This is a genomic window from Streptomyces roseus (assembly GCF_001044425.1).
Taxonomy (GTDB): Bacteria; Actinomycetota; Actinomycetes; order Streptomycetales; family Streptomycetaceae; genus Streptomyces; species Streptomyces roseus.
On the sequence record NZ_LFML01000093.1, the window covers coordinates 45,653 to 66,974 of the forward strand.

Consider the following 21,322-nt stretch of genomic DNA (forward strand, 5'->3'; position numbering starts at 1 on the left):
AGACGTGCTGCCCAGGGCATCGACCCGCCGCAGGAAACGACGCGCGCACGAAGAACGGACAGGTGTGCGAAGAACTCCGCAGAACGGCTGTTACCCGAGCAACTGGTCCAGCCGGGTGAGGCGGAGAAGGAGTGCGCCCGGTGGTGCGCCGGAGCACGCCGACCCCGCTGTCCGGTTCGCGGGGCTGGTGCGTGTAGCGGTCAATGGATGTCAGGGGCACACCCGGGCGGGATGTATGCGGTGTGCAGGTGAGTGTGACGGATATGTCCGCGTCCGGTAACTAGTATCGGGCGGGGGCTGCGGCGCAGGGCGTGCCGGGTCGAGAGTGTGGCCCTCGGCTCATCCGGGCCGACCACGACAGAAGCCTTCACCGGCTTGTTTCGGCTGGTGGAGTGCTGTGCTTGAGGGAGCGCCACCCATGTCTTCTGCCTCTTCCGTGCGCCGTATCGCCGCCACCGTGCTGGCCGCGGGTGCCGTGGTCGGTGCGGCCGCGCTGCCGGCCGCCGCGCAGGACCACGGCCAGCGTCAGCACCCGCGGGTGGAGATCAGCCGGGTCCAGGCCGACAGTCCCGGACGCGACGACCACACCAACCGCTCCCTGAACAACGAGTGGGTGGAGATCACCAACACCACCCGCGATGCGATCAACCTGCGCGGCTGGACGCTGCGCGACGCGGACGGCAACCGCTACCGCTTCGACAACACCCGCATCAACGGCCGCGCCACCATCCGCATCCACACCGGCACCGGCCACAACACCCGCACCGACCTCTTCCAGAACAGCCGCGAGTACATCTGGGGCAACAACGGCGACACCGCCACCCTGCGCGATGACCGCGGTCGCACCGTCGACACCGAAACCTGGGGCCGCCGACGCTAACCCACACCACGCGCGCACGGGTCGTCGCCCCCTACCGGGCGACGGCCCGCACCGCTGCCTCAGGAGGGTTACGCGTCGGTCTATGCGCCGAGGGCGTCCCGTTCCTTGCGGGCCTGTCCAGTAGACGGTGTAACCGTGGTTGGTTCGTAGGTCAGATTCGGTTGTGGGTGAGGCGTCCGTCGAAGGCGATGTCGAATGCCTGGAGGGCTCGCTTCCAGCGGGTGGTCCAGCGTTTGCGGCCGGCGCCGGTCGGGTCGAGGGACATCACCGCGAGGTAGACGCACTTCATGGCGGCGTTCTCTGAGGGGAAGTGGCCGCGGGCCCTGACTGCCCGGCGGATCCTGGCGTTCACGGACTCGATCGCGTTGGTGGTGCAGACGATGCGGCGGATCTCTGCGTCGAACTGCAGGAACGGGACGAACTCGGCCCAGGCGTTCTCCCACAACCGGACGATCGCCGGGTACTTCTGGCCCCATTCCTCGCAGAACTCGAGGAATCGGCTGGTGGCCGCGTCTTCGGTCGGAGCGGTGTAGACGGGCTTCAGGGCTTTGGCGATCTTGTCCCAGTCCTGGCGGCCCGCATAGCGGAAGGAGGCCCGCAGCAGGTGAACGACGCAGGTCTGGACGACGGTCTGGGGCCAGACCTCGCCGACCGCGTCGGGCAGGCCCTTCAAGCCGTCACAGACCAGCATCAGGACGTCCTCGACGCCGCGGTTCTTCAGCTCGGTCAGGACCCGCAGCCAGTGCTTGGCACCCTCGCCGCCTTCGCCGCCGGCCCACAGTCCGAGGATGTCGCGGTGGCCTTCGGCGGTGACCGCCAGCGCCACATAGATGGGGCGGTTGGCGACCTGGCCGTCGCGGATCTTCACGTTGATACAGTCGATGAACACGACCGGATAGACGCAGTCGAGTGGACGGGCCTGCCACTCGGCCATGCCCTCCATCACCGAATCGGTGATCGTCGAGATGGTCTGCTTGGAGACCTCGGCCCCGTAGACCTCGGCCAGGTGAGCGGAGATCTCGCCGTGGGTCAGGCCCTTCGCCGACAGAGACAGGACCATCTCGTCGACGCCGGTCAGCCGGCGCTGACGCTTTTTCACGATCTGCGGCTCGAACGCTCCCTCCCGGTCCCGCGGCACCTCGATCTCCACCGGGCCGACGTCCGTGATGACGGTCTTGGAGCGTTTCCCGTTCCTCGAGTTCCCGCCGTTCTTGCCCGCAGGATCGTGCCGGTCATAGCCGAGATGGTCCGTCATCTCGCCCTCGAGAGCCGACTCCAGCAGTCGCTTCGTCAGCTGCTGGAGCAGACCACCCTCGCCCGTCAGCTGCAGGCCCTCGGCCTGGGCCCGGGCCACGAGCTCGTTCAGGAACCGGTCATCGACAGCCGCCGGCGAGGCTGCAGCCTCAGGCTCCATAGCTATGTTCTCGCTGGTCACAGGTGCAATCCTCCATGATCGGAGTTACACCGTTCCTTTTACAGGCCCGCTCCCGACTCTGAAGGGGTCAGCCGGAGTCGGCGGGGGTTCGGCAGCCCGATATTGATCTTGCTTTGGGAAGAGACCGTTTGTGAGAAGGCGGCGCTGTCGTTGCACCGGCGCCTTCTCGGCTCAGGCGGTTCGGGTCTGTTTGGGGAGCAGGATCATGAGTGCCCACATGGTGGTCAGGGCGGCGATGACGTACCAGAGGCTGTGGGCGAAGGCGCTGTTCATGGCGGGGCCTTGGGTGCCCGCGGGGGTGTGGGTGAACAGGACGACGCTGGTGGCGGCGGTGCCCAGGGCGATGCCGAGCTGGGTTGCGGTGTTGAAGAGGCCGGAGGCGGATCCGGCGTGCTGGTGGGCGACCTTGCCGAGGGTGAGGTCGGCGAGCGGGGCGCCGATCATGCCCAGGCCGAAGCCGACGGCCAGCATCGGGGCGGCGGTGCGCCAGATGCCCATGCCGGCGGGGTCGGTGGTGATGAGCTGGTGGTATCCGGTGAGCGTTGCGGCGGCGAGCAGGACGCCGGCCCGAGGGACGGCGCGGCCATGCCGGTGGACCAGGCTCATGGCGAGCCACCCTGGCCTTCGCCCTCGCGCCGCTGGCCCGTACGGCCGGACAGGGCGCCGAGTCGGGTCAGCGGTTGCGGGGGTTGAGGTGGCGCACAGGCGGTCGGTGGCGGTGAAGCAGGTTCCGATCGCCGGGCCGTGATCTCGGATCTTCCTTGAGGGCTGGTTGCGTATCCGAGGCCGGTGGAGGTGGCCGTTTCGGCGAACAGTGAGCCGAACGCGTCGGAGTCAGACGTCGACCAGGCGCGGGCCAGACGAGCGGGCATGAAAGAGAAGTCGGCCACTGACGGCCCTCACAGCGGGTCAGGCAGGTGGCTTGCGTGAAACGCGGCAGGCATGGGGCCCCCGCCATGGTGGGCGGGTGGCTCTCCGGCCTTGGGGGCTTCCGGCGGGAAGATCGCATGCTCGGCGGTGGCGGTGCCACGTAGAGGCTGTTTTGGGCGAGGCCCCCCGGCGGGCGCTCGCCGTTCGTGGCGGCGGACCGCGCGGCGCGGTACGCGGGGGCCGGGGGCGTCGCCTCCCGGCCCTCGCGTGTCCCGGGCGCTACTTGAGCACGCCCGCCCCCGTCGTCGTCGCCAGCGACGTCGGAAGGTTGCTCGCCGAGGGCTCCAGGCCCGTGGTGAGGGTCGGTGTCCAGTTGGCCGTGGTCTTCAGGTCCTTGGACGAGGCGGCGTTGTAGGCGGCGACGAGGTCGGTCACCGTGCCGTTGACGAGGTTGCCGGAGCCCTTGACCGATCCGGTGCCGTCACCGCTGAGGAGCTTGGCCGCCTTCGCACCGGACGGCAGCCTCCAGTAGTTGTTCTCGGCGACGACCTGAGCCTTGGCCCGGGAGTTGATGCTGTACTGCGGGGTGTACCCGTTGAGGGGTGTGACGTCGTAGAAGTTGTTGTAGATGTGGATCTGGCCGATGCGGGCCAGCGGGGCGCGCTGCATGATGCCCTTCCACACGTTGTGGTGGATGGAGACGCGCAGCTTGCCGACGCTGTCGGTGTCGCTGCTGCCGATCAGCATCGTCTTGTCGTGGTTGGTGAACTGGTTGCGCGAGACGGTCACCAGGTCGGATCCCTTGGTGATGTCGAGGGCGCCGTCGTGGATCTGGTACTCGCGGCCGAAGTACTTCGGGTTGGCGCTGTCGAAGTGCGGCGCGTCGGTGAACGTGTTGTGGTCCGCCCACACGTGGGTCGCGCCGCGCAGGGACACCGAGTCGTAGTTGGAGTTCCAGTTGCCGTCGTCTCCGTCGGTCGGGTCCCACTGCGGGAAGCAGTCCTCGGTGGCGGCGAAGGTCAGGTTGCGGACGATGACGTTGTCCACGTTCTGAATCTGGAGCATGGCCCCGGTGAGGCCCGCGTTCGTGCCGGGCACGCCCACAATCGTCGCGTTGGCGGGGACCTTGAAGACAGTGTTCTTGCCCTGCTTGGCCTGGGCGGCGGCGCGTGCCGTCTCCTGGGTGCCGGAGGGAAGCTTGGAGCGGCCGTAGGTGGCCGGGTCGTAGGCCTTGAGGTAGGCCGACAGTGAGTAGCCGGTACCGAGGGCGTAGTCGGCGCAGGTCAACTTCTTTCCGCTGTCATCGGTGTTGGCGTCGATCATGCCGTTGATCTTGATGAGGCGGGGTGTGGTGTCGGAGACCGATCCCAGCGCCTTCACGAGTTGCGCACGGGTGGAGACGGTGAAGGTGTGGGCGGCGTCGGCCTCCGTGCCACCGATGGTCCCCGTACCGGAGGACGCCCAGCCGTCCTTCGCGGTGAGCGTCTGGTGGTACAGGTCGGCGGTCCCGGCGTTGGCGTTCATCACGACAGCACCAGAGCCGACGCATGCGACGACGACGGCCGCGCAGAGAACGGCGCCACGACGGGATCGGAGGGACCGGCGGTGGGAGCGAGCAGCCACGGGGCTTCCTTAAGGGGAGAAAGAGGCTAACGGGGTGACGCCTTGTTAGTGGCCGCCGACCTTTGAAAGGTTGCCGCGTGCGGGAAGCCGGTTTGCAGGCCAGACCAGACCAGACCAGACCAGGCCAGGCCAGGCCGGCAACCGAACCTGATTCGGGACCAAGAGGTCACGAGTACACATCCCGCCGGCCCGAGCCCCACATGGGCGGGTGGAGGTCAGCTTGCGAGAGTGTCTGCCTCTGACTTTGCCTGCGCGTCCAAGACGCGCTCCACGGTCCCGGTTCGGTCGCCGCAGCGATTCAGCCGATCGCCGTCACGGCTGCGGGCGCCCCTGTGCGCCTGGAGACGTGGCAGAGCAAGCGCTTGGTCACTGCTACTCTTGCGGATCTCGTCCGGACATTCACATGTCGCACACATGACAGGCACAGGCGCCCGGTTCCGGGGCCCCGAGGTCGCTGCGAGGAGACATCGCCCGTGGCCACAATCGTCGATGACGCCGCTTCCGTGGAGTTCCATGCCTTCTTCGAGCGGCACCACGCCGAATTGGCCCGGCTCGCGCACCTGTTGACCGGTGAGGCGGATGCCGCCGACGACCTGGCCGCGGATGCGCTGCTCGCGCTGTGGCACCGCTGGGACCGGCTGCGGGCGAGCGAGCAGCCGGTGGCGTACGCGCGGGGCGTGGTCGCCAATCTGGCCCGGGCGCGGATACGCAGCGCGGTGCGCGAGCGGCGGCGTGTCGCGCTGTTCTGGGCGCAGCGGGAGGAGAAGACCGAGAATCCGGACGTGGCCGGGGCGGTGGACGTACGTCGGGCGCTGCGCAGGCTGCCGTTCCGGAAGCGGGCGTGCGTCGTGCTGCGCCATGCGTTCGACCTGTCCGAGAAGGACACCGCGCTGGCCCTGGGCGTGTCGGTCGGTACGGTGAAGAGCCAGACCTCGAAGGGGATGGCCGAGCTGCAGCGGCTGCTCGGCGCGCAGGACGCTCCGCGTAAGGTGCATGCGGCAATGGCGCGTACCGGGACGGCCGGAGGAAGGGACCGATGACGATGCGGGGGGACGTGGACGACGAGCTGCGCGCCCGGCTGCACGAGGCGGCCGGGGCGCACCGGCCCGACCGCGCGCGGATCCTGGCACGGCTCGAACGCGGCATGGCGCAGGAGGACCGGCCCCGTTCGCGCGCGGCCCGCCCTCGGCGGTTCGGCTGGTTGCGCGCGGTGGGCGTCGCCGCGGCGGTCGCGGGGATCCTTGCCGCAGGCGGCTACGGCGTGGCCTCCCTGGTGAACGACATGCCTCCGCAGCAGACGGTCTCGGTCCCGCCGAGGCCCGCCCCCGCCTCCACCTCCAAGCCCGCCCCGTCGACGGAGGCGACGCGCCGGGCTGCCTCACCGGTGGATCCGGCGCCCGTGGATCGGGCGCCCGCGGACCCGACACCGAGCGGCTCCGGCGCCCCGAGCGTCTCCCCGAAGCGAACGCCCGATGCCGGCCCGCCCGCCGCCCGTGAGCAGGACGGATCGCTGTGGTCGGACGGCTCCGTGGACCCGCACAGCAACGACTTCTGGGCACAGAGCAACGTCACCCTCAAGAATCGTGAGGAACTGACCGCGCTGACCGTCGAGTTGCGGATCGCTCAGACCGGCCAGGTCGCCTCCACCGGTGCGTGGCGGTCGCTGCCCGAGGCCGACTTCACGCTGACGATCGCCGAGAAGGACGGCTACCTCGTCCACACCTGGGTGCTCAAGCAGGGTCGTACAGTCCCGGCCGGCCAGTGGGTGTTCGCCGGGCAGTACAACCACGCCGGCGGCGGCCGTGACGCCCGGAACGACCGCTACGCGGCCACCGCCCGGACGCGGAGCGAACAGCTCGCCGTCTCGGGCGACTTCGCCCGCCACGACAACTGACCAAGACGAAAACGCGGCAACCCTTCCCCACCCGTGGCGACCAGAGGGCGCAAGATCTTCCCCACGCTAGGAAGGGGCATGACTGCCCGAGCTGAAGACCGCGTTGCACCCCTGTGGTGCAACAGCGGCCCCGGCCAGAACCCGCCGCTCTCCCGCACCGTAGGTCAGGGGTGCACTACGGATCGGGTGTTCCAGCGAATGCCCAAAGCCCGGCTACCCGGCCGCGCGGGATGGTCACCCGGGCCTCCGCCAGGACCACCCCGGTCGACGGGTCGGGGTGCACGGGAACGTACTGGCCCCAGTGGGCCTCACCGACGGTGGGCCTACCTCCGCCCTACGGGGTGCCAGCGGTCACCGACACGAGAGCGGCGAGTGATGTCCGCCCAGTCCTCCGGCCACTCCGTGGCCTTGTCCAGGTCGTGGTCGTGGGCACAGAGTCCATGGGGCGGTCAGAGGCGAGCTGCGAGGAGGCCCTCCAGGCGGGGCTCTCTTCAGCGCAGCGGATCGGAAGGAGGCCACGGGACCGCCCAGCAGCGGACCCGTGGCGTGGATCGGCCTCTCGGTGCGGTTACCAGGCGAGCGGAACGGGTGTCGTGCCCCGGGCACGCGGCAACTTTTCCACCCGCGGTGGCAACTGGCAGGTGTACGCCCCACAACCCTCCCTCAAGGACAGTGAACAATGGAGACCACGCAGCCCAAGGCACGGCACCGCAGGCGCAGACTCGGCCTGACCGTCAGCATCCCATTGGTCACGGCCACCGCAGTGGGCATGTCGTATGGCGGAGCCTTCGGAGTGTTCGGCGAGGCCGCCCGGCCGAAGGCCGCGGCCGCCACAACGGGACCGGCCTGGGCCCGTGAGGTCGCGGACGGCTTCGCCTCGGTCAACGCGCTGGGACAGAAAGGCACCTACGGCGGCCGGGACGGCGCGATCGTCACCGTGAAGACCCTGGCCCACCTGGAGAAATACGCGACCGCCCCGCAGCCGTACGTCATCGTCGTGGCGGGCACGATCACCATGAACCCCAAGGGCAAGGAGATCGCGGTCGCCTCTGACAAGACCATCGTCGGCGCGGGCACCTCGGGACACATCGTCGGCGGAGGGTTCTTCCTCGGCCAGGGCGTCCACAATGTGATCATCAGGAACCTGACGATCCGTGACTCCTACGCCGGCACGTGGAACGACAAGGACCACGACTGGGACGCCATCCAGATGGACGGCGCCCACCACGTGTGGATCGACCACAACAACCTGCGGAACATGGCCGACGGACTGATCGACAGCCGCAAGGACACCACATACGTGACGGTGTCCTGGAACCAGCTGAAGAACGAGAACAAGGCCTTCGGCATCGGCTGGACCGACCACGTCACCGCCGACATCACGATCCACCACAACTGGTTCCACGAAACCGAGCAGCGCAACCCGTCGACAGACAACGTGGCACACGCCCACCTCTACAACAACTTCCTGCAGGACGACCCGGACTCGTCCATCACCTCCTCCTACGGCAACTACGCGCGCGGCGGGACGAAGATGGTGCTGGAGAACAGCTACTTCGAGGGGATTAACAACCCGGTCATCAAGGACGGCACGGCCGCTCTCGTGCAGCGCGGCAATGTCTTCGTGGACACCACGGGCCGCAACGAGAGCGGTGGCACGGCCTTCGACCCCACGACCTACTACCGCTACACCCTCGACGCGGCCGCCGACGTCCCCTCGAAGGTGAAGTCCGGCGCCGGCCCCCGCCCTGCCATCGGCAGGGCGGCGACCACCCCCTCCGCTACGGCCGCGACAACCCTGACCGTGGCCAAGGACGGATCCGGCACGTACAAGACGGTCCAGGCCGCGGTGGACGCCGTACCCGTCGGCAATCCCTCCCGCCTGGTCATCTCGGTCAAGCCGGGCACGTACCGCGAGACGGTGGACGTTCCGGCGAGCAAGCCGCACATCACCATCCAGGGCTCGGGCGCGAGCCGCAAGGACACGGTGATCGTGTACGGCAACGCGGCCGGCACGCGGAAGCCGGACGGTTCGGGCACGTACGGCACACCGGGTAGCGCCACGGTCGCCGTCCGGTCGGACGACTCCCAGCTCCGCAACCTCAGCGTCTCCAACGACTTCGACGAGGCCGCGAACCAGTCCCTGAACGGCCACCAGGCAGTCGCCCTGCTCACGGCTGCGGACAGAATTGTGCTGGACGGCGTCATCGTCACCGGCGACCAGGACACCCTGGAGATGGAAACCGCGGCGCCGGACAAGCCCGGCCGCGTCTACGTCACCAACTCCTACGTCGTCGGCAACGTCGACTTCATCTTCGGCCGTGCCACCGCGGTGATCGACCAGTCGGTCATCACCCTCAAGAAGCGCTGGAACGGTACTTCGGCCGGCTACATCACCGCCCCGAGCACCCCGGCGGGCCGCAACGGCATCCTCATCAACCGCTCCACGGTCAACGGCGATGTGGCCGCGTCCTCCTTCCACCTCGGCCGGAACTGGCATCCCGGTGGCGACAAGACGACCGACCCCCAGGCCACCGTCCGCAACTCCCACCTCAGCGCCGCGATCAAGGGCACGCCCTGGGCCGACATGGGCGGCTTCGCCTGGAAGGACGACCGCTTCGCCGAGTACATGAACACCGGCCCGGGCGCCGGTCCAAAGAGCACCGAGCGGCCCCACCTGACGGACGCCCAGGCCGCATCCCACGAGGTCTCGCATTGGCTGGGCGGCTGGACCCCGTAGATCGGCGGGAGAAGGGGGCCGGGGGGTCGCGCAGCTCCCGGACCCCGGATCCGCGGGCAGGCCCGAGGCGGCTGCATCCGCCGTCACTGCGGGAGTTTCAGGACGCGGGCCGGTGCCCAAAAACGCTCCAGCGCCCCCGGGGTCCTGCCTGCCGGCTCACAGCGTCACTAGTCATCGGGTGCGCTGCCCACCCACACGATCGGCCGGCCTCGGTGGTCCGTCCCCAGTGCGGTTACTCCATCGAGGACTCGTGACCGTCGGGCAGGACGCAGATCCGCCGAGTTCACCGCCGAGGTCCTGGACCGGGCTCGGTGGTGGAATACCGAGCATCGCCCCGCCGGCCTGGCTGCCCGGACCCTCTGGAGGCCTGGCAGGCCGACCTCACGCCCCTCTCGGACATCCCCGAGGCCGCCTTGTGGGGATTGATGCTGGAGGGCGACGGCCGGTCCGAAAACTGAGCAGCCAGGGTCGCCACGTCCGGATCCGGCACGGGTCTCAGCCTTCTTGGCGTCCTTGCGCAGGCGGCGGGCCCGCACGGTGCGGGTGCGGCGCAGCTCGTCGAGCTGTTCTTGTTATGAGCGGTAAGCACCTGGACCGGATGCTCACCGATAGCTCCGGCACCTGCGGCGCCCCGTATCAGGAGGCCTTCGCGGAGCTCGCGCGTACGCACCGGGGCCGGCCCGCCGCCGAAATCCTTCCGCCGCTGGCGCGCGCCGCGGACACCCGCGACGCGCCCTTGATCAGCCTGCTTCGGTCAAGGCTGCGCGCGCGGCGGCGAGGATCTCCTCGGAGAGCGGGGAGCCGTTGGTGGCCCGGGACAGGACCAGCGCTCCGAACAGGGTGCAGAGGCGGGCGATGCCGTCCTGGTCGTCGGTGGCGAGGAAGTCGGCGAAGTCGGCAACCCCCTCGGTGTAGACGCGACGGGCCTCACGTCCCCTGCCTTCGCGCGCGATGTCGGAGGCGAGCGCGGCGACCGGACAGCCGTCCGCCGGGCCGTCACGGTGCTCGACGGAGAGGTAGGTGTCGATCAGCACCTGCTGGGCGGCGTCGCGCCGCCCTTCATACCGCTCAAGTCCCTCGCTGTGGCGCCGGGCGAGCTCGGCGAAGGCGTGGGCGGTGGCCTCGTCGACGAGCGCCTCCTTGGAGGCGAACTGCTTGTAGAAGGCGCCGTGGGTCAGACCGGCCGCCTTCATCAGGTCGGCGACGCTGACCTGCGTGCCCTGCTCCCGGAACAACCGGGAGGCGGTGTCCACCACCCGCCTGCGATTTTCCTGCGCCTTCGCCTGCGATACGCGGCCCATGGCCACCTTCCGTTTGGATGACGATTGGCATCTATCGTAACTCCATGTTTAGATTGATTGCGTAATCTAATTCGTGTAGGTTGCCGTCGGCACCCGTCAGGAGCAGGCATGGAACTCAAGAACGCGGTCGCGGTCGTCACCGGCGCAAACCGGGGGCTCGGGCGGCACGTGGCAGCCCAGCTCGTCGAGCGTGGCGCGAAGGTGTACGGCGCGGCCCGACGCCCCGAGGCGGTTGACGTGCCGGGCGTCATCCCGCTGCGGCTGGACGTCACGGACGAGGCGTCGATACGGGAGGCCGCCCGCGTGGCGTCAGACGCGACACTGCTGATCAACAATGCGGGCATCTCCACCGGCGTGACGCTGATCGCAGGCGACGTGGCTGAGGTGCGCCGGGAGATGGAGACCAACTTCTTCGGCCCGCTCGCCGCGACCCGGGCCTTCGCCCCCGTCATCGAGGGCAACGGCGGCGGCGCCGTACTCAACGTCCTGTCCGCCCTGTCCTGGTACCACCCGGCCGGCCTCGGCTCCTACGCGGCCTCCAAGGCCGCCGCCTGGGCGCTGAGCGACGCGACCCGTGAGGAGCTGGCACCGCGCGGGATCACCGTCTCGGCGCTGCACGTCGGCTACATGGACACCGACATGGCCGCGGGCGTACCTGCCGATCAGAAGGTCGCCGCCGCCGACGTCGCGGCCCAGGCCCTTTACGGCATCGAGGCCGGCCTGCCCGAGATCCTCGCCGACGAGACCAGCCGGTACGTCAAGCAGACCCTGTCCGTGGCACCCCAGCCGAACGCGGGCTGACGCCCACCCCTCCACCCCGGTGCGGCCGCCTTCCCACCCCCTCCGCCCCCGAACTGGTAGCCGTCCGCGCGTCGAGGACCGCGTCATCGCCCCAGCCGTGCCGGTCGCCTGATGAGTGAACGCGGCTGAGGACGCAACGCGCCCGCGCCGCAGCCAGAACAGCACAAACTCTCTCAAAAAGTACGGCGGCCATTAGGGATGCGCCCGCCGCCCAGATACCCGCCCCCAGAAACGCTTCGCTAGGAGTGCTCCCGTGAAGGCCTTCGTCCTCGAGAGGTACGGCTCCCCCTTGCGGGAGGTCGAGATGCCCGTACCGGTCCCCGCCCCCCATGAGGTGCTCGTGCGCATGGTCGCGTCGGGCGTCAACCATGCCGACGAGCGGCTCCGCACCGGGGAGTTCAAGGCAATCTTCCCGTTCCGGCTACCCAAAGTCATGGGCGGTGAGCTCTCCGGCGAGGTCGTCGAGGCCGGCTCCGCGGTACGCGACGTCGCCGTGGGTGACCACGTGTACGGCTATGTCGATTTGGCGGCCACGGGCACCTTCTCCGAGTTCGTCGCGGTCGACGCCGCCACGATGGCACCCGTGCCCCGGTCTGTGAGCCTGGTCGAGGCCGCGGGGCTTCCAGTCGTCGCGCTCACGGCCTGGCAGGCCCTCGTCGAGATGGGCAAGGTGAAGAAGGGCCAAACCGTCCTCATCCACGGCGGGACCGGTGGCGTGGGATCGGTCGCGATCCAGCTTGCCAAGCACCTGGGCTGCACCGTCGCCACCACCGTCTCGACGGCGAACATCGCAGCCGCCCGAGAGCTTGGTGCCGACATCGTCATCGACTACCGCCACGACGACCTCGCGCAGAGCCTCGCCGGCACGCCCGTCGACCTCGTCCTCGACACCCAGGGCGGAGCCACGCTGCAGGCTTCCCTCGGTGTGCTGCACCCCGGCGGCACCGTCATCGGCATCACGGGCCCGCCCGACCCGGCCTTCGCGCGGCGCGTCGGCGTCAACCCCGTCGTCCGGCTCGCCATCCGGGCCCTGAGTGCCCGTACTCGCCGCCGGGCACGCGCGCTCGGGGTCACCTATCGCTTCCTGTTCATCACACCCGATAGCGCCGCGCTGCGCCAGGTTGCCGAACTGGTCGACGATGGGGTGCTGCGCCCGGTCATCGATCGGGTGCTCCCCTTCGGCCAGACCCCGCGGGCTCTCGACGAGGCGCTGGCCGGCGGCACACGTGGCAAGGTCCTGGTCACCACCGACCCGAAGGCGGTGACCAGCCGTGGCTGAGTCCAGCGTCCGTCCCCGCCCGACCACGTGGGCCACGGCGCCCAACCGCCACATCGTCGTAGGTTCGAACACGCTCGTATACCGCCACCTCGGCCCCGAGAACGGCGTCCCGCTGGTCCTGCTCACTCACCTGGGCGCCACGCTCGACGAGTGGGATCCCCGATTTGTCGACGCGCTCGCCCGCGACCGCCGCATCGTCGCGCTCGACCTCCCCGGGGTCGGCGGATCCACCGGCCGTGTCCCAGGCACCGTCGCCGCGATGGCGCGTGCGGCGGAGGGGTTCGTGACCACCCTCGGGCTGACCCAGATGGACCTGCTCGGATTCTCGCTCGGCGGCTTCGTCGCCCAGCAGGTGGCCCTCGATGCGCCGGGGCTCGTGCGCCGCCTCGTCCTGGCCGGAACCGGCCCCGCCGGGGGCACTGGCATCGACCGTCCGACAGGTGGAGCCTACGTCTACTGGGACATGGCTCGTGCCGCGATGGCCCGCACCGATGCCAAGGAGTTCCTGTTCTTTCCCCGCACTCCAGCGGGCAAGGCGGCAGCCAAGGCTTACCTCGCGCGCTTGCGCGAGCGCGTGATGGACCGCGACGCCCCCATCACGCTGTCGTCCTTTCACCGCCAGATCACCACCATCCGGGGCTGGGGCCGGGCTGAGCCGCAGGACCTCTCCCGCATCGGCGCCCCGACGCTCATCGCCAACGGCGACCACGACCGCATGGTCCCCACCGAGCTGTCCCACGACATGCACGCCCGCATTCCCGGCAGCACGCTGATCATCTACCCAGGGGCCGGGCACGGCGGCGTCTTCCAACACGTCGACGAGTTCGTCGACGCCGTGCGAGCCCACCTCCACACCGACAGCTGACATCGGCATTCGGCGCTGACACACAGCGCGTGCAGCTCCGCAGCGGAATCGCTCATGCACCCACAACGTGTGGCTGAGGGGTAGGGCAGTTGCGATATCTGTGGCTTGGTGAGCTGGGATGTTGCAGGTTGTGTGAGAACGGGGTTTGCGACGTCAGTCGCGGGTTGGTCTGGGGTTGTTGCGGGTTGGTTGAGAACCAGGCTGGTGCCGCAGAATGCACCTGCGTCTAAGACGACGTCTCAGTTGGTGAGGCGGCGGTGACAGATGAGGGTCGCGGCTATGCCGACGAACCCAAGGAAGTGTTCGGCCTTGCGTTCGTAACGGCGGTGAAGCCGTCGGCACCCAGCAAGCCAGGACACAGTGCGCTCGACTACCCACCGGTGGCGGCCGAGGCGTTGCGAGGACTCGATGCCCTTGCGAGCGATGCGGTGGCGGATGCCACGTTTGCGAAGCCATCGGCGCAAGTGGACATAGTCGTATCCCTTGTCCGCTTGCAGTTTCGCAGGCCGTCGTCGGCGGGGTCCACGGCGAGAACGGATCGGTTGAATCCCGCGCACGAGCGGCTCCAGGCCGAGGCTGTCGTGCATGTTGGCGCCCGAGACGCCCAGTGAGAGAGGCAGTCCATTCCGGTCGGTGATCAGGTGGATCTTCGATCCGAGTTTGCCGCGGTCGGTCGGATTCGGTCCCGTCAGCGGCCCCCTTTTACTGCCCGCAGGCTCACTGAGTCGATCGCGCACCTCGACCAGTCCAGTTCCCCGGCGGCACCCAGCTCGTCAAGGATGATGCGGTGGAGCTTGGCCCAAACCCGGGCTTCGGTCCAGTACGTGAATCGGCGGTGGGCGGTCTGCCAGGACGCGCCGAACATGGGTGGAAGCTGCCGCCATGTGCAGCCGGACGTGGCAACGAAGAGGATCGCGGCCAAGACTCCGCGGTCGTCAGCCCTGCGACGTCCGCCGCCTTGTGGACGTACCCGCGCTACGGGCATCACCCGAAGGAAGAGCTCCCACAAACTGTCTGGGACCAGCTGCCGCACCATCTCCATGCCAAGACAACGAGGACCCCGGCCAACCGTCGACAAGAGGTGTGCTCGATGCTGGCACCAGCCATTCCCGGCCAGCGTCTCCGAGGGGTATGACCGCCATGACCGACTATCTGCAGGCCGTCTTCGCCATGCTCGGCCCAGCGGAGAACCGTTACGACGAGCCTGCTGCCTGGCTGCACCTGGAGCAGGAGATCGGCAGAAGGCTGCCCGACGACTACAAGGCGATCGTCGATGCGTACGCCCCCGTCCAGCTCAACGGGATCCTCTATCTTTCGGCCCACCCGGCCTGTGCATGGCGGAACCTGGGCCAGGAGATCCGGTCGGAGGCGGAAGGCTGGTCCGAGTGGCGGTCATGGGAGTCCGACGACCTGGAACCAGACGCCGACCCGAGAGTGATCTGCAACCGTCCGCAGATCACCTTCGGTTCCTCCGACGGCCTCATCCCTCTTGCCAGCACGGACCAGGGAGCCGTTGTCTTCCTGGCTCCAGAGGTCCACGGATACTCCGACGGAATCGTGGTCCAGGGCTCGGAGAGCGACTGGGTCGGCCACGCCATGGACTTCGCCGAGTGGCTGTACCGCTACCTGATGGGGGAAGAGATGGCCGGCTGGGCCAGCGCGGTCCTGCACCCCGGTCCCGTCCTGCTGGAGTACCTCCCCACGGGACCTGACGAGCGGACCCGCGAGGCGTACGGCCCGGCCCGAAACATGTGAGTTCCGAGCCAAACGAGACGACGTCTAAAGCGCGAGCCGGTTCAGCTCTCGAGTCCGGCGTCGTGCTGGTTCCCCTGACGGAGGGGATGTTGTGGTCGAGCATGGGTGTCATGGACCTGGCTGGAATCGCGGCGCTGTGCGCCCTTGCGGGTATCCCCGTGACCTTGATAGTCGCCCGTCTGCAGAAACGGACCGTGCTGGAACAGGCAGAAGCCGCCCATCGCACGGCCTTGGCGCAGTCGGAGGCCAGCCACCGAGCTGCTATGGAGGCGGCACAGGCGTCACATCGCAGTGCCCTGGAACTTGCGGAGGGGTCTCATCGAAACGCACTGGAACAGGCGCAGCTGCAGGCAGAGTTCGAGTGGGAGATGCGGCGGTGGGACTCCCGCAGGGGGGTTTACGAGCAGTTCCAGCAAGCGGTAGACCAGGTGAGGCGTCTGGTCTTCTCAGAAGCGGACGTACTACCGGAAACGCGGGAAGCCATCTATGTCATCCATGAGCTCCAGCACCTCGTACACATGGTGGCTGCGCCAGACGCGTACTCCGCAGCCGTGAGGCTGTACCGATCGGGGATAGCAAGCTTCCCTTACGGCTCGATGCGGGAGTACCGCGTCAGGAAGTGGAACGAGGAAGTCGCTCCGTTGCGCGCTGCCCTTGATGAAGCGATCAAGCGAGACCTGGAGACCCCTTTCCCGCGTCGTCCTCAGCAGAGCATGGATTGAACCGGTCCTGCCACGCTGCTGCGGCAGCGCTCTTGTGATCGATGCAGGCCAGTTCCTGCCCGTCCGCGTCGGCGCCCGGCTGCTGCCCGGCGCTCATGGCGCCCAGTCGATGCCGAGCTTCCGGAGCGCGTCCAACTGCAGCTGGTTGAGTTTGTGGCGGCGGGTTTTGGTGTTGGAGACCCATACGCCCAGCTTCACGACGACCGGTTCGGCCTCACCTTCGACCGCGATCTCTTCGCCGTGGGCGCGGGGGACGGGCCGGTGGGTGCCTTCCCGCTCGACCCACTGCGTGAGGGCCGCCAGGCCCCGCTGGAATGCCTGCTGCGCCTTGCTCGGCCCCTTCGCCCCGCGGCTGTCCGCGGGGGCGGGAGACGGCTTCTGGTCGGGCTGTACGCCCAGCGCGGTCAGCCGTGCCTGCTGCTCGGGCAGCAGCCGCGCCCAGGTGGCCGGCTGCTTTTGCTGTTGGAGCCATCGTCCGATGTCGTCGCCGTCGAAGACGACGCCCGGCGCGATGTGGGGCAGGACGCCGTCGGCGTTGACCAGGTCGGCCAGGATCCGGTAGTGGCGCTGCCAGTCCAGCGGCCAGGGGCAGTCCCAGTCCTCGTCGATCGCGGTCAGCTGTGCCGCGCGCACGGCGGCCCGGTCCGGGTCCTTGCCCAGGCCGTTCTTCGCGCCCTTGCGGCGGAGGTTGGCCATGTGCTGCCCGATGGGCACCATCTCGTCGTCCTCGCCCCACATGGCGTCCTGTCGGGGTGCGAGGTGTCCGGTGGCTCGCCGGTAGGAGCGGAGTGCGGCGAGCTTGGCTTCCCATGCTTCCTCGCCCGGCTCCCACACCATCCCGGCTTCCGGAGCGTTCAGGAGGGTCTTGCGCCGGTCCTCGAGTTCGCCGGCGCGCAGGGCTTTGCGCTGTTGGTGCACCCACCGCCCGAGGGGGAACGCCTTGGTGACGCCGACCTCGGTCTCGGTGTCGTACGGGACGGCGTGGACGCCGGTGATCTCGTTCTCCGCCCGCCACCGGATGAGGGCCTGGTAGCCCTCCAGCCACACCAGGGATTCGGGCCGGTAGACGCGGGTGCGCAGGAACGCGGCGATCGTGGCCGCGTCGCGCGGGCTGGAGAAGTGCAGCAGCGCCTGCTCGGCCGCGGTGTCGGCGTTGTCCTCCTGGTCTTCGCCCTCGCCACCGGTGCCGACGATCTGCCCGTCCTGGTCGCGCCGGACGTGGATGTTGCGCTTGCCGCTGGTGAGGGCGCGGGAGGCGAGCTGCTCGACCAGTCGGTCGTCATGAGATCGCAGGCCCTGGAGGACAGCTACAAGAGGGCGGAAGCTCGCGGAGGCCACCATGTCGGTCGGGTCCTCCCCGGGCTCCAGGAAGACCGGCACAATGATCCGGGCGATCTTCGTGGACCCGTCCTTGTTGAGGCGGAGTGCGCGGCCGATGTTCTGGACGATCTCGACTTGGGAGCCGCGGGTGTCGGCGAAGCAGATCGCCTCTACACCGCGCTCGCCGGTGATGTCGACGCCCTCGCCCAAGACGCGTACGGAGGCGAGGAAGGCCCGGTGTACGCGCCGGTTGTTCGCGTCGATGCCGCCTGCGAACTGCCGCAGGACTTCGCGGCGCTCGGTGACGAGGTGGTCCCCGCACAGCCACGCGGACCACACCCGGTCCGGCGGGACGTGACGGCCGTTTTCCAGCTCGTAGAACTCGGCGTCGATCGAAGACTTCGGCAGCTTCTCCGCGGCCGCCAGATCGGCGTCCGTGGCGTCGTTGACGTACAGCTCGGCCGCCGTCTGGGGCAGCTTCCCCGCGAACGCGGCCGCCTCCTCGACCTTCTGGTGGAAGGTCATGACCGTGTGTAGGTTGTGGGCCGCGGCGTGTTCCAGGAGGGCGGTCTGCAGCAGTGCCAGGCGCCGGCCCCGCTGCGCCTCCTCGGTCTCGCCGGGGATGGGGGCGGGGTCGCGGATCTCCAGGACGTCGATCTCGAATCCGGCGAGGATCCCCCGTTCGATCGCTTCCGAGAGGCCCAGCTCGGCCAGCCAGGCCCCGTAGGTGCCGTTCGGGTCGTCGGTCATGCTCGCGATCTCCAGCTCCTCACCCCCGGCACCTCTCTGCGGCCGGGCGGCGGCGAGGATGCGCGGGGTGGCGGTGAGGTAGAGACGGAAGTCGGCGGGGATTCGGGTGTTGTCGTGGATCGCGGCCCACGGGCGTCCGAGGTCGCCGGCGGTGCCGTGTGCTTCGTCGACGATGGCGAGGTCGAAGCCCGCCATCTGCTGCCCGTAGAGCCGCTCCCCGCCCGCCAAGGCGGCCTCCAGGGGCCCGCGGATCTTCCGCAGGCCATCGACCCCGGCCCCGTGGATGTCCTCGCGGTCCACGAGGGAGGCGTACGTGGCGAACACGACGACCGGACCGGAGGCGGCCCACAGGGCGAGCTGGATCGGGTTCGTGGTGGTCCGCACCCCGAGCTCGTTGAGCACGGGATCGTGCTCCAGGGAGCAGACGGCGATCATCGGGGCCCGGTGGCCGACCAGGCGCCATGCCTGGGCGGTTTGGGCGAGCAGGTCCAGGGTGGGGACGGTGACGAGGATCCGGCTGTCGGGAAAGCACTCCAGCGCGGACGCGGCGGCCGTGATTGTCTTGCCCGATCCGGTTGCTGACACGATTGTGCCCCGGGCGCCCTGAGGGCGCACAGCCGACCTTGCAGGGAATCCAACCCACCTACGAAACGCGGATTTCTGATCTACCTGGTGTTCTCGGAGCTGGATCAAAAGAATTCCCCCGGTTCGGGAAGGACCTGCTCGACGGACATAATCCGGTACTCGCCGTCCTCGTAAATGCTGCCAGGCCTGCCGAACATGCTTCGGGCTTGCTCGACGGCCGCAGGGCCGGAGGCCGCGAAGACATGGCGGACCAGAACCTCTTCCCCCGCAGTAGGGGCGGTCGCCCGGGCTGTGATCCGGTAGACGCGGTGCCGCCGCACCTCCACCGGCAGCCCATCTTCACGTTGTTCGCTCCAGGCAGCCTCCGCAGCCATCCGCTGCGCACGCTGCTCTTCCCGGCGGGCGACTCGACGGTCCTCGTCCGGGGAGTACACAGCCATCCGCTGCTCCGTCATGAGCCCTACGATCCGGGTCCATTCGAGCCTCTGGCACAAGGCGATGTCCAGCTCGGACGGCTTCCGCGGCTCCTGTGGTGCAGCGAGCGCCCGGTCCTCGCGGTCCTGGGCAGCCCGACGCCGTTCCTGCACCTCCCTCAAAGTGAGCCCGGTGGCCCACCTGACCACAGAAACCCGCGCCAATTCATCAGGATGGTATTCATAGACAGGCATCCAGCTCCGCTCCTCAAAAATCCACCACATGAGGCCCGTTTTTGCCAACGGTACATGCTGCATCAGACTGAGGCAGCCACTAAACGTGGAGGCATGCCCTTGCCGCGTTCCTGATGGTGTTTGTGATATCCGCCTGTTGGTACGGGTTGCAGCCCGCACCTCAGGAGTGCGTTCTGTTTGTTGGTGGGGGGACCAGTTGGAAGGAGGCGTATCGGCAAGCTCTTGAATCGGGGGCGTGCGAGGAGCCGGCGCGTTGGAGGACTTGGCTCGAGTGACCGGATTCGAAGCCCGCGCAGAACTGCCGCCACCCTGCCGCAGGACTGTCGGAATACGCACGGCGGGGGTACAGGCCGGATTCGAACCGGCGTCATCCCCTCCTGACAAGAGGGCGCGTCTACCTCTGCGCTACAGTCCCCCCGCCGCGGTGGGCACAGCCTATGCACCACCGCCGGGAGCCTGTGCAGCGGGGGCCCAGCAGATCATCCCCGGCTGAGCCCTGGAAGTTCGGCAAGTCAGAAGCCGTCCGCGACAACCCCGTCACCGCTGCCAGCCGCCCGCGCTGCGGGCTGGTCTTGGAGGCGGAGCGAGGAAGGACCTGGGGTGGGGGAGCGGAGCGGACCCGCCCAACGGGCGGTAGACCCGGACCCCGTGAAACGAGGTCACTCAGGCCTGCGAAGCAGGCCGTTCGGGGTGCAGCGAAGCGAAACCCCGAACCAGTCCGAAGGGCAGGTAGGACCCCCGGCTCGCAGGACGAGCCCTGGCTCGGCTTTGGCGGTTGCGTCCCCAGGCCCCGCTCCAGGGGTTATGGGTGGGTTTGGTTCTTCATAGGGCCCAGGGGAAGCCCGTGGCGGGGTTGAGGCCTTCGTCCAGGAGGCGGTTGTATTCGCGCCAGTGTATGAATTGCACTGGTTCCTGGGTCGGGCCGGGTGTGGGGGTGCACCAGCGTTGCACGTAGGCTGCGAATCCGTCTTCGTGGATGGTGAGTGGGCCGCCGTCCTCGTAGAGATCGGCGATTGGCCAGGCGTTACTATCGTTGCCTGTCATGAGCCAGAACAGGTGGGTTCCGTCTTCTATGAATCCCCACCGGAGCAGCTTGTCGGCGCTGATGTCATGCGGCAGCAGATGGGAATAGTGCTGGGGCGCTTGTTCCCAGAAGAGCTCAGCGCTGCCGGCCACGCTGTCGGTTCCGGGCGGTCCGTATGGCGGGGGTATCCACAGTGGGTCTTCGCCGATTCCGCCGGACCCGTAGGTCTCTATGAAGGCGATGTAATCCGAGGGCAGGCGTATCCCGAGTCGTTGCTCCGCTTCTGCCACTCCGGCCAGATCGTGGGGGGCTCCGTCACTGCTTTGTCCGCAGGGTATAAGTAGGTCTGAAAGTGCACGTATGCCTGGGTGGCTTGACATCTGGTCTCCGGGTGTCTGGTGTGGCGACACCCTACGAGCCCTCTGTGACAGCAGGGCGCCATAGGCCCTGCCCTTGCCAAGCACCAGGAGCTGACGGGCCCAATCCTCCTGCAGTGAGCTGCCCGCGGAGCGGGCTGGTCACTGCAGGAGGCGCCGGAAGGACCCGGGGCGGGGGAGCGAAGCGGACCCGCCCAACAGGCGGAAGGACCCGACCCCGTGAAACGGGGTCACCCAGGCCTGCAAAGCAGGCCGTTCGGGACGCAGCGAAGCGGAGTCCCGAACCAGTCCGAAGCGCAGCGCAGGACGCCGGCCCGAAGGGCCGGCCACTGCCCGGAGCGAAGCGGAGGGCTAGGCGCCGAAGGCGCCCAGGCCGAGCGCAGCGAGGCCGTTCTCTCCTGAGCGCGCAGCGCTCAGGTACCCGCTCCGCGGG

The 21,322-nt window shown here is 68.6% G+C and carries 17 protein-coding genes and 1 tRNA gene; 9 read left to right on the plus strand and 9 right to left on the minus strand.

The annotated features are described in order from the left end of the window. Positions 1-418 precede the first annotated feature (418 nt). Complete coding sequence (locus tag ACS04_RS22635) at positions 419-880, plus strand: lamin tail domain-containing protein (protein WP_048478535.1); 462 nt, start codon at positions 419-421, stop codon at positions 878-880. A gap of 151 nt (positions 881-1,031) precedes the next feature. On the opposite strand, the gene ACS04_RS22640 is transcribed toward ACS04_RS22635, so the two are convergent. From ACS04_RS22640 to ACS04_RS22650, 3 genes are all read right to left on the minus strand, one after another. Beyond that, positions 1,032-2,294 carry an IS256 family transposase gene (locus ACS04_RS22640; RefSeq protein ID WP_209441752.1) on the minus strand — a complete coding sequence of 421 codons (1,263 nt, stop codon included), beginning with the start codon at positions 2,292-2,294 and terminating at the stop codon, positions 1,032-1,034. A 192-nt stretch (positions 2,295-2,486) separates the two neighbouring features. Next, positions 2,487-2,921, minus strand: coding sequence for an MFS transporter (locus ACS04_RS22645; RefSeq protein ID WP_048478537.1), 435 nt, complete (start codon positions 2,919-2,921; stop codon positions 2,487-2,489). A gap of 543 nt (positions 2,922-3,464) precedes the next feature. Next, positions 3,465-4,808: a pectate lyase family protein gene (locus ACS04_RS22650; RefSeq protein WP_048478538.1), complete on the minus strand. Its 1,344-nt coding sequence runs from the start codon at positions 4,806-4,808 to the stop codon at positions 3,465-3,467. Between the two features lie 473 nt (positions 4,809-5,281). Here ACS04_RS22650 and ACS04_RS22655 point away from each other — a divergent pair, with 473 nt between their 5' ends. From ACS04_RS22655 to ACS04_RS22665, 3 genes are all read left to right on the plus strand, one after another. Continuing rightward, positions 5,282-5,848: a SigE family RNA polymerase sigma factor gene (locus ACS04_RS22655; protein ID WP_048478539.1), complete on the plus strand. Its 567-nt coding sequence runs from the start codon at positions 5,282-5,284 to the stop codon at positions 5,846-5,848. Continuing rightward, positions 5,845-6,702 carry a hypothetical protein gene (locus tag ACS04_RS22660; protein ID WP_048478540.1) on the plus strand — a complete coding sequence of 286 codons (858 nt, stop codon included), beginning with the start codon at positions 5,845-5,847 and terminating at the stop codon, positions 6,700-6,702. The genes ACS04_RS22655 and ACS04_RS22660 overlap by 4 nt, the downstream gene beginning before the upstream one ends. Before the next feature lie 679 nt (positions 6,703-7,381). Next, entirely contained in the window at positions 7,382-9,442 is a 2,061-nt protein-coding gene (locus ACS04_RS22665; RefSeq protein WP_048478541.1) for a pectinesterase family protein, read from the plus strand. Between the two features lie 740 nt (positions 9,443-10,182). Here the strand turns inward: ACS04_RS22665 and ACS04_RS22670 are convergent. After that, on the minus strand, positions 10,183-10,743 hold the full coding sequence (locus ACS04_RS22670; RefSeq protein ID WP_048478542.1) for a TetR/AcrR family transcriptional regulator: 561 nt from the start codon (positions 10,741-10,743) through the stop codon (positions 10,183-10,185). A 108-nt stretch (positions 10,744-10,851) separates the two neighbouring features. Between ACS04_RS22670 and ACS04_RS22675 the strand changes: the two genes are divergently transcribed. From ACS04_RS22675 to ACS04_RS22685, 3 genes are all read left to right on the plus strand, one after another. Further along, on the plus strand, positions 10,852-11,544 hold the full coding sequence (locus tag ACS04_RS22675; protein WP_048478543.1) for an SDR family oxidoreductase: 693 nt from the start codon (positions 10,852-10,854) through the stop codon (positions 11,542-11,544). A 253-nt stretch (positions 11,545-11,797) separates the two neighbouring features. Continuing rightward, positions 11,798-12,823 (plus strand): NADP-dependent oxidoreductase, encoded by a 1,026-nt coding sequence (locus tag ACS04_RS22680; protein WP_048478544.1) that lies wholly within the window; start codon positions 11,798-11,800, stop codon positions 12,821-12,823. Further along, positions 12,816-13,688: an alpha/beta fold hydrolase gene (locus ACS04_RS22685; protein ID WP_048478545.1), complete on the plus strand. Its 873-nt coding sequence runs from the start codon at positions 12,816-12,818 to the stop codon at positions 13,686-13,688. The genes ACS04_RS22680 and ACS04_RS22685 overlap by 8 nt, the downstream gene beginning before the upstream one ends. A gap of 239 nt (positions 13,689-13,927) precedes the next feature. Here ACS04_RS22685 and ACS04_RS37600 read toward each other — a convergent pair. Further along, positions 13,928-14,724, minus strand: a protein-coding gene (locus ACS04_RS37600) for an IS5 family transposase (RefSeq protein ID WP_425337837.1) whose coding sequence is annotated in 2 segments (ribosomal slippage) — positions 13,928-14,382 and positions 14,382-14,724 — 798 coding nt in all. Because the reading frame shifts where the segments join, the coding sequence is not laid out codon by codon here. Positions 14,725-14,828: 104 nt separating this feature from the next. Between ACS04_RS37600 and ACS04_RS22695 the strand changes: the two genes are divergently transcribed. After that, on the plus strand, positions 14,829-15,443 hold the full coding sequence (locus ACS04_RS22695) for an SMI1/KNR4 family protein (protein WP_245236496.1): 615 nt from the start codon (positions 14,829-14,831) through the stop codon (positions 15,441-15,443). 110 nt (positions 15,444-15,553) lie between these two features. Continuing rightward, the gene (locus ACS04_RS22700) at positions 15,554-16,165 is read left to right on the plus strand and encodes a hypothetical protein (RefSeq protein ID WP_158977447.1); all 612 of its coding nucleotides are present in this window, start codon (positions 15,554-15,556) and stop codon (positions 16,163-16,165) included. A gap of 93 nt (positions 16,166-16,258) precedes the next feature. On the opposite strand, the gene ACS04_RS22705 is transcribed toward ACS04_RS22700, so the two are convergent. From ACS04_RS22705 to ACS04_RS37605, 4 genes are all read right to left on the minus strand, one after another. Beyond that, positions 16,259-18,928, minus strand: coding sequence for a DEAD/DEAH box helicase (locus ACS04_RS22705; protein WP_078865168.1), 2,670 nt, complete (start codon positions 18,926-18,928; stop codon positions 16,259-16,261). Next, the gene (locus ACS04_RS22710) at positions 18,925-19,488 is read right to left on the minus strand and encodes a hypothetical protein (RefSeq protein ID WP_158977450.1); all 564 of its coding nucleotides are present in this window, start codon (positions 19,486-19,488) and stop codon (positions 18,925-18,927) included. Before ACS04_RS22710 ends, ACS04_RS22705 begins: the two co-directional genes overlap by 4 nt. Positions 19,489-19,828: 340 nt before the next feature. Further along, positions 19,829-19,904, minus strand: a tRNA-Asp gene (locus ACS04_RS22715). 406 nt (positions 19,905-20,310) lie between these two features. Next, positions 20,311-20,802 (minus strand): SMI1/KNR4 family protein, encoded by a 492-nt coding sequence (locus ACS04_RS37605; protein ID WP_158977453.1) that lies wholly within the window; start codon positions 20,800-20,802, stop codon positions 20,311-20,313. Between the last annotated feature and the right edge of the window lie 520 nt (positions 20,803-21,322).

Excerpts from the sequence above, each read along its gene's own strand:
- ACS04_RS22700 (WP_158977447.1), top strand. The coding sequence starts at position 15,554 with ATGGACCTGGCTGGAATCGCGGCGCTGTGCGCCCTTGCGGGTATCCCC.
- ACS04_RS22660 (WP_048478540.1), top strand. The coding sequence starts at position 5,845 with ATGACGATGCGGGGGGACGTGGACGACGAGCTGCGCGCCCGGCTGCAC.
- ACS04_RS22645 (WP_048478537.1), bottom strand. The coding sequence starts at position 2,921 with ATGAGCCTGGTCCACCGGCATGGCCGCGCCGTCCCTCGGGCCGGCGTC.
- ACS04_RS22710 (WP_158977450.1), bottom strand. The coding sequence starts at position 19,488 with ATGCCTGTCTATGAATACCATCCTGATGAATTGGCGCGGGTTTCTGTG.
- ACS04_RS22695 (WP_245236496.1), top strand. The coding sequence starts at position 14,829 with ATGACCGACTATCTGCAGGCCGTCTTCGCCATGCTCGGCCCAGCGGAG.
- ACS04_RS22635 (WP_048478535.1), top strand. The coding sequence starts at position 419 with ATGTCTTCTGCCTCTTCCGTGCGCCGTATCGCCGCCACCGTGCTGGCC.
- ACS04_RS22640 (WP_209441752.1), bottom strand. The coding sequence starts at position 2,294 with ATGGAGCCTGAGGCTGCAGCCTCGCCGGCGGCTGTCGATGACCGGTTC.
- ACS04_RS22665 (WP_048478541.1), top strand. The coding sequence starts at position 7,382 with ATGGAGACCACGCAGCCCAAGGCACGGCACCGCAGGCGCAGACTCGGC.
- ACS04_RS22670 (WP_048478542.1), bottom strand. The coding sequence starts at position 10,743 with ATGGGCCGCGTATCGCAGGCGAAGGCGCAGGAAAATCGCAGGCGGGTG.
- ACS04_RS22675 (WP_048478543.1), top strand. The coding sequence starts at position 10,852 with ATGGAACTCAAGAACGCGGTCGCGGTCGTCACCGGCGCAAACCGGGGG.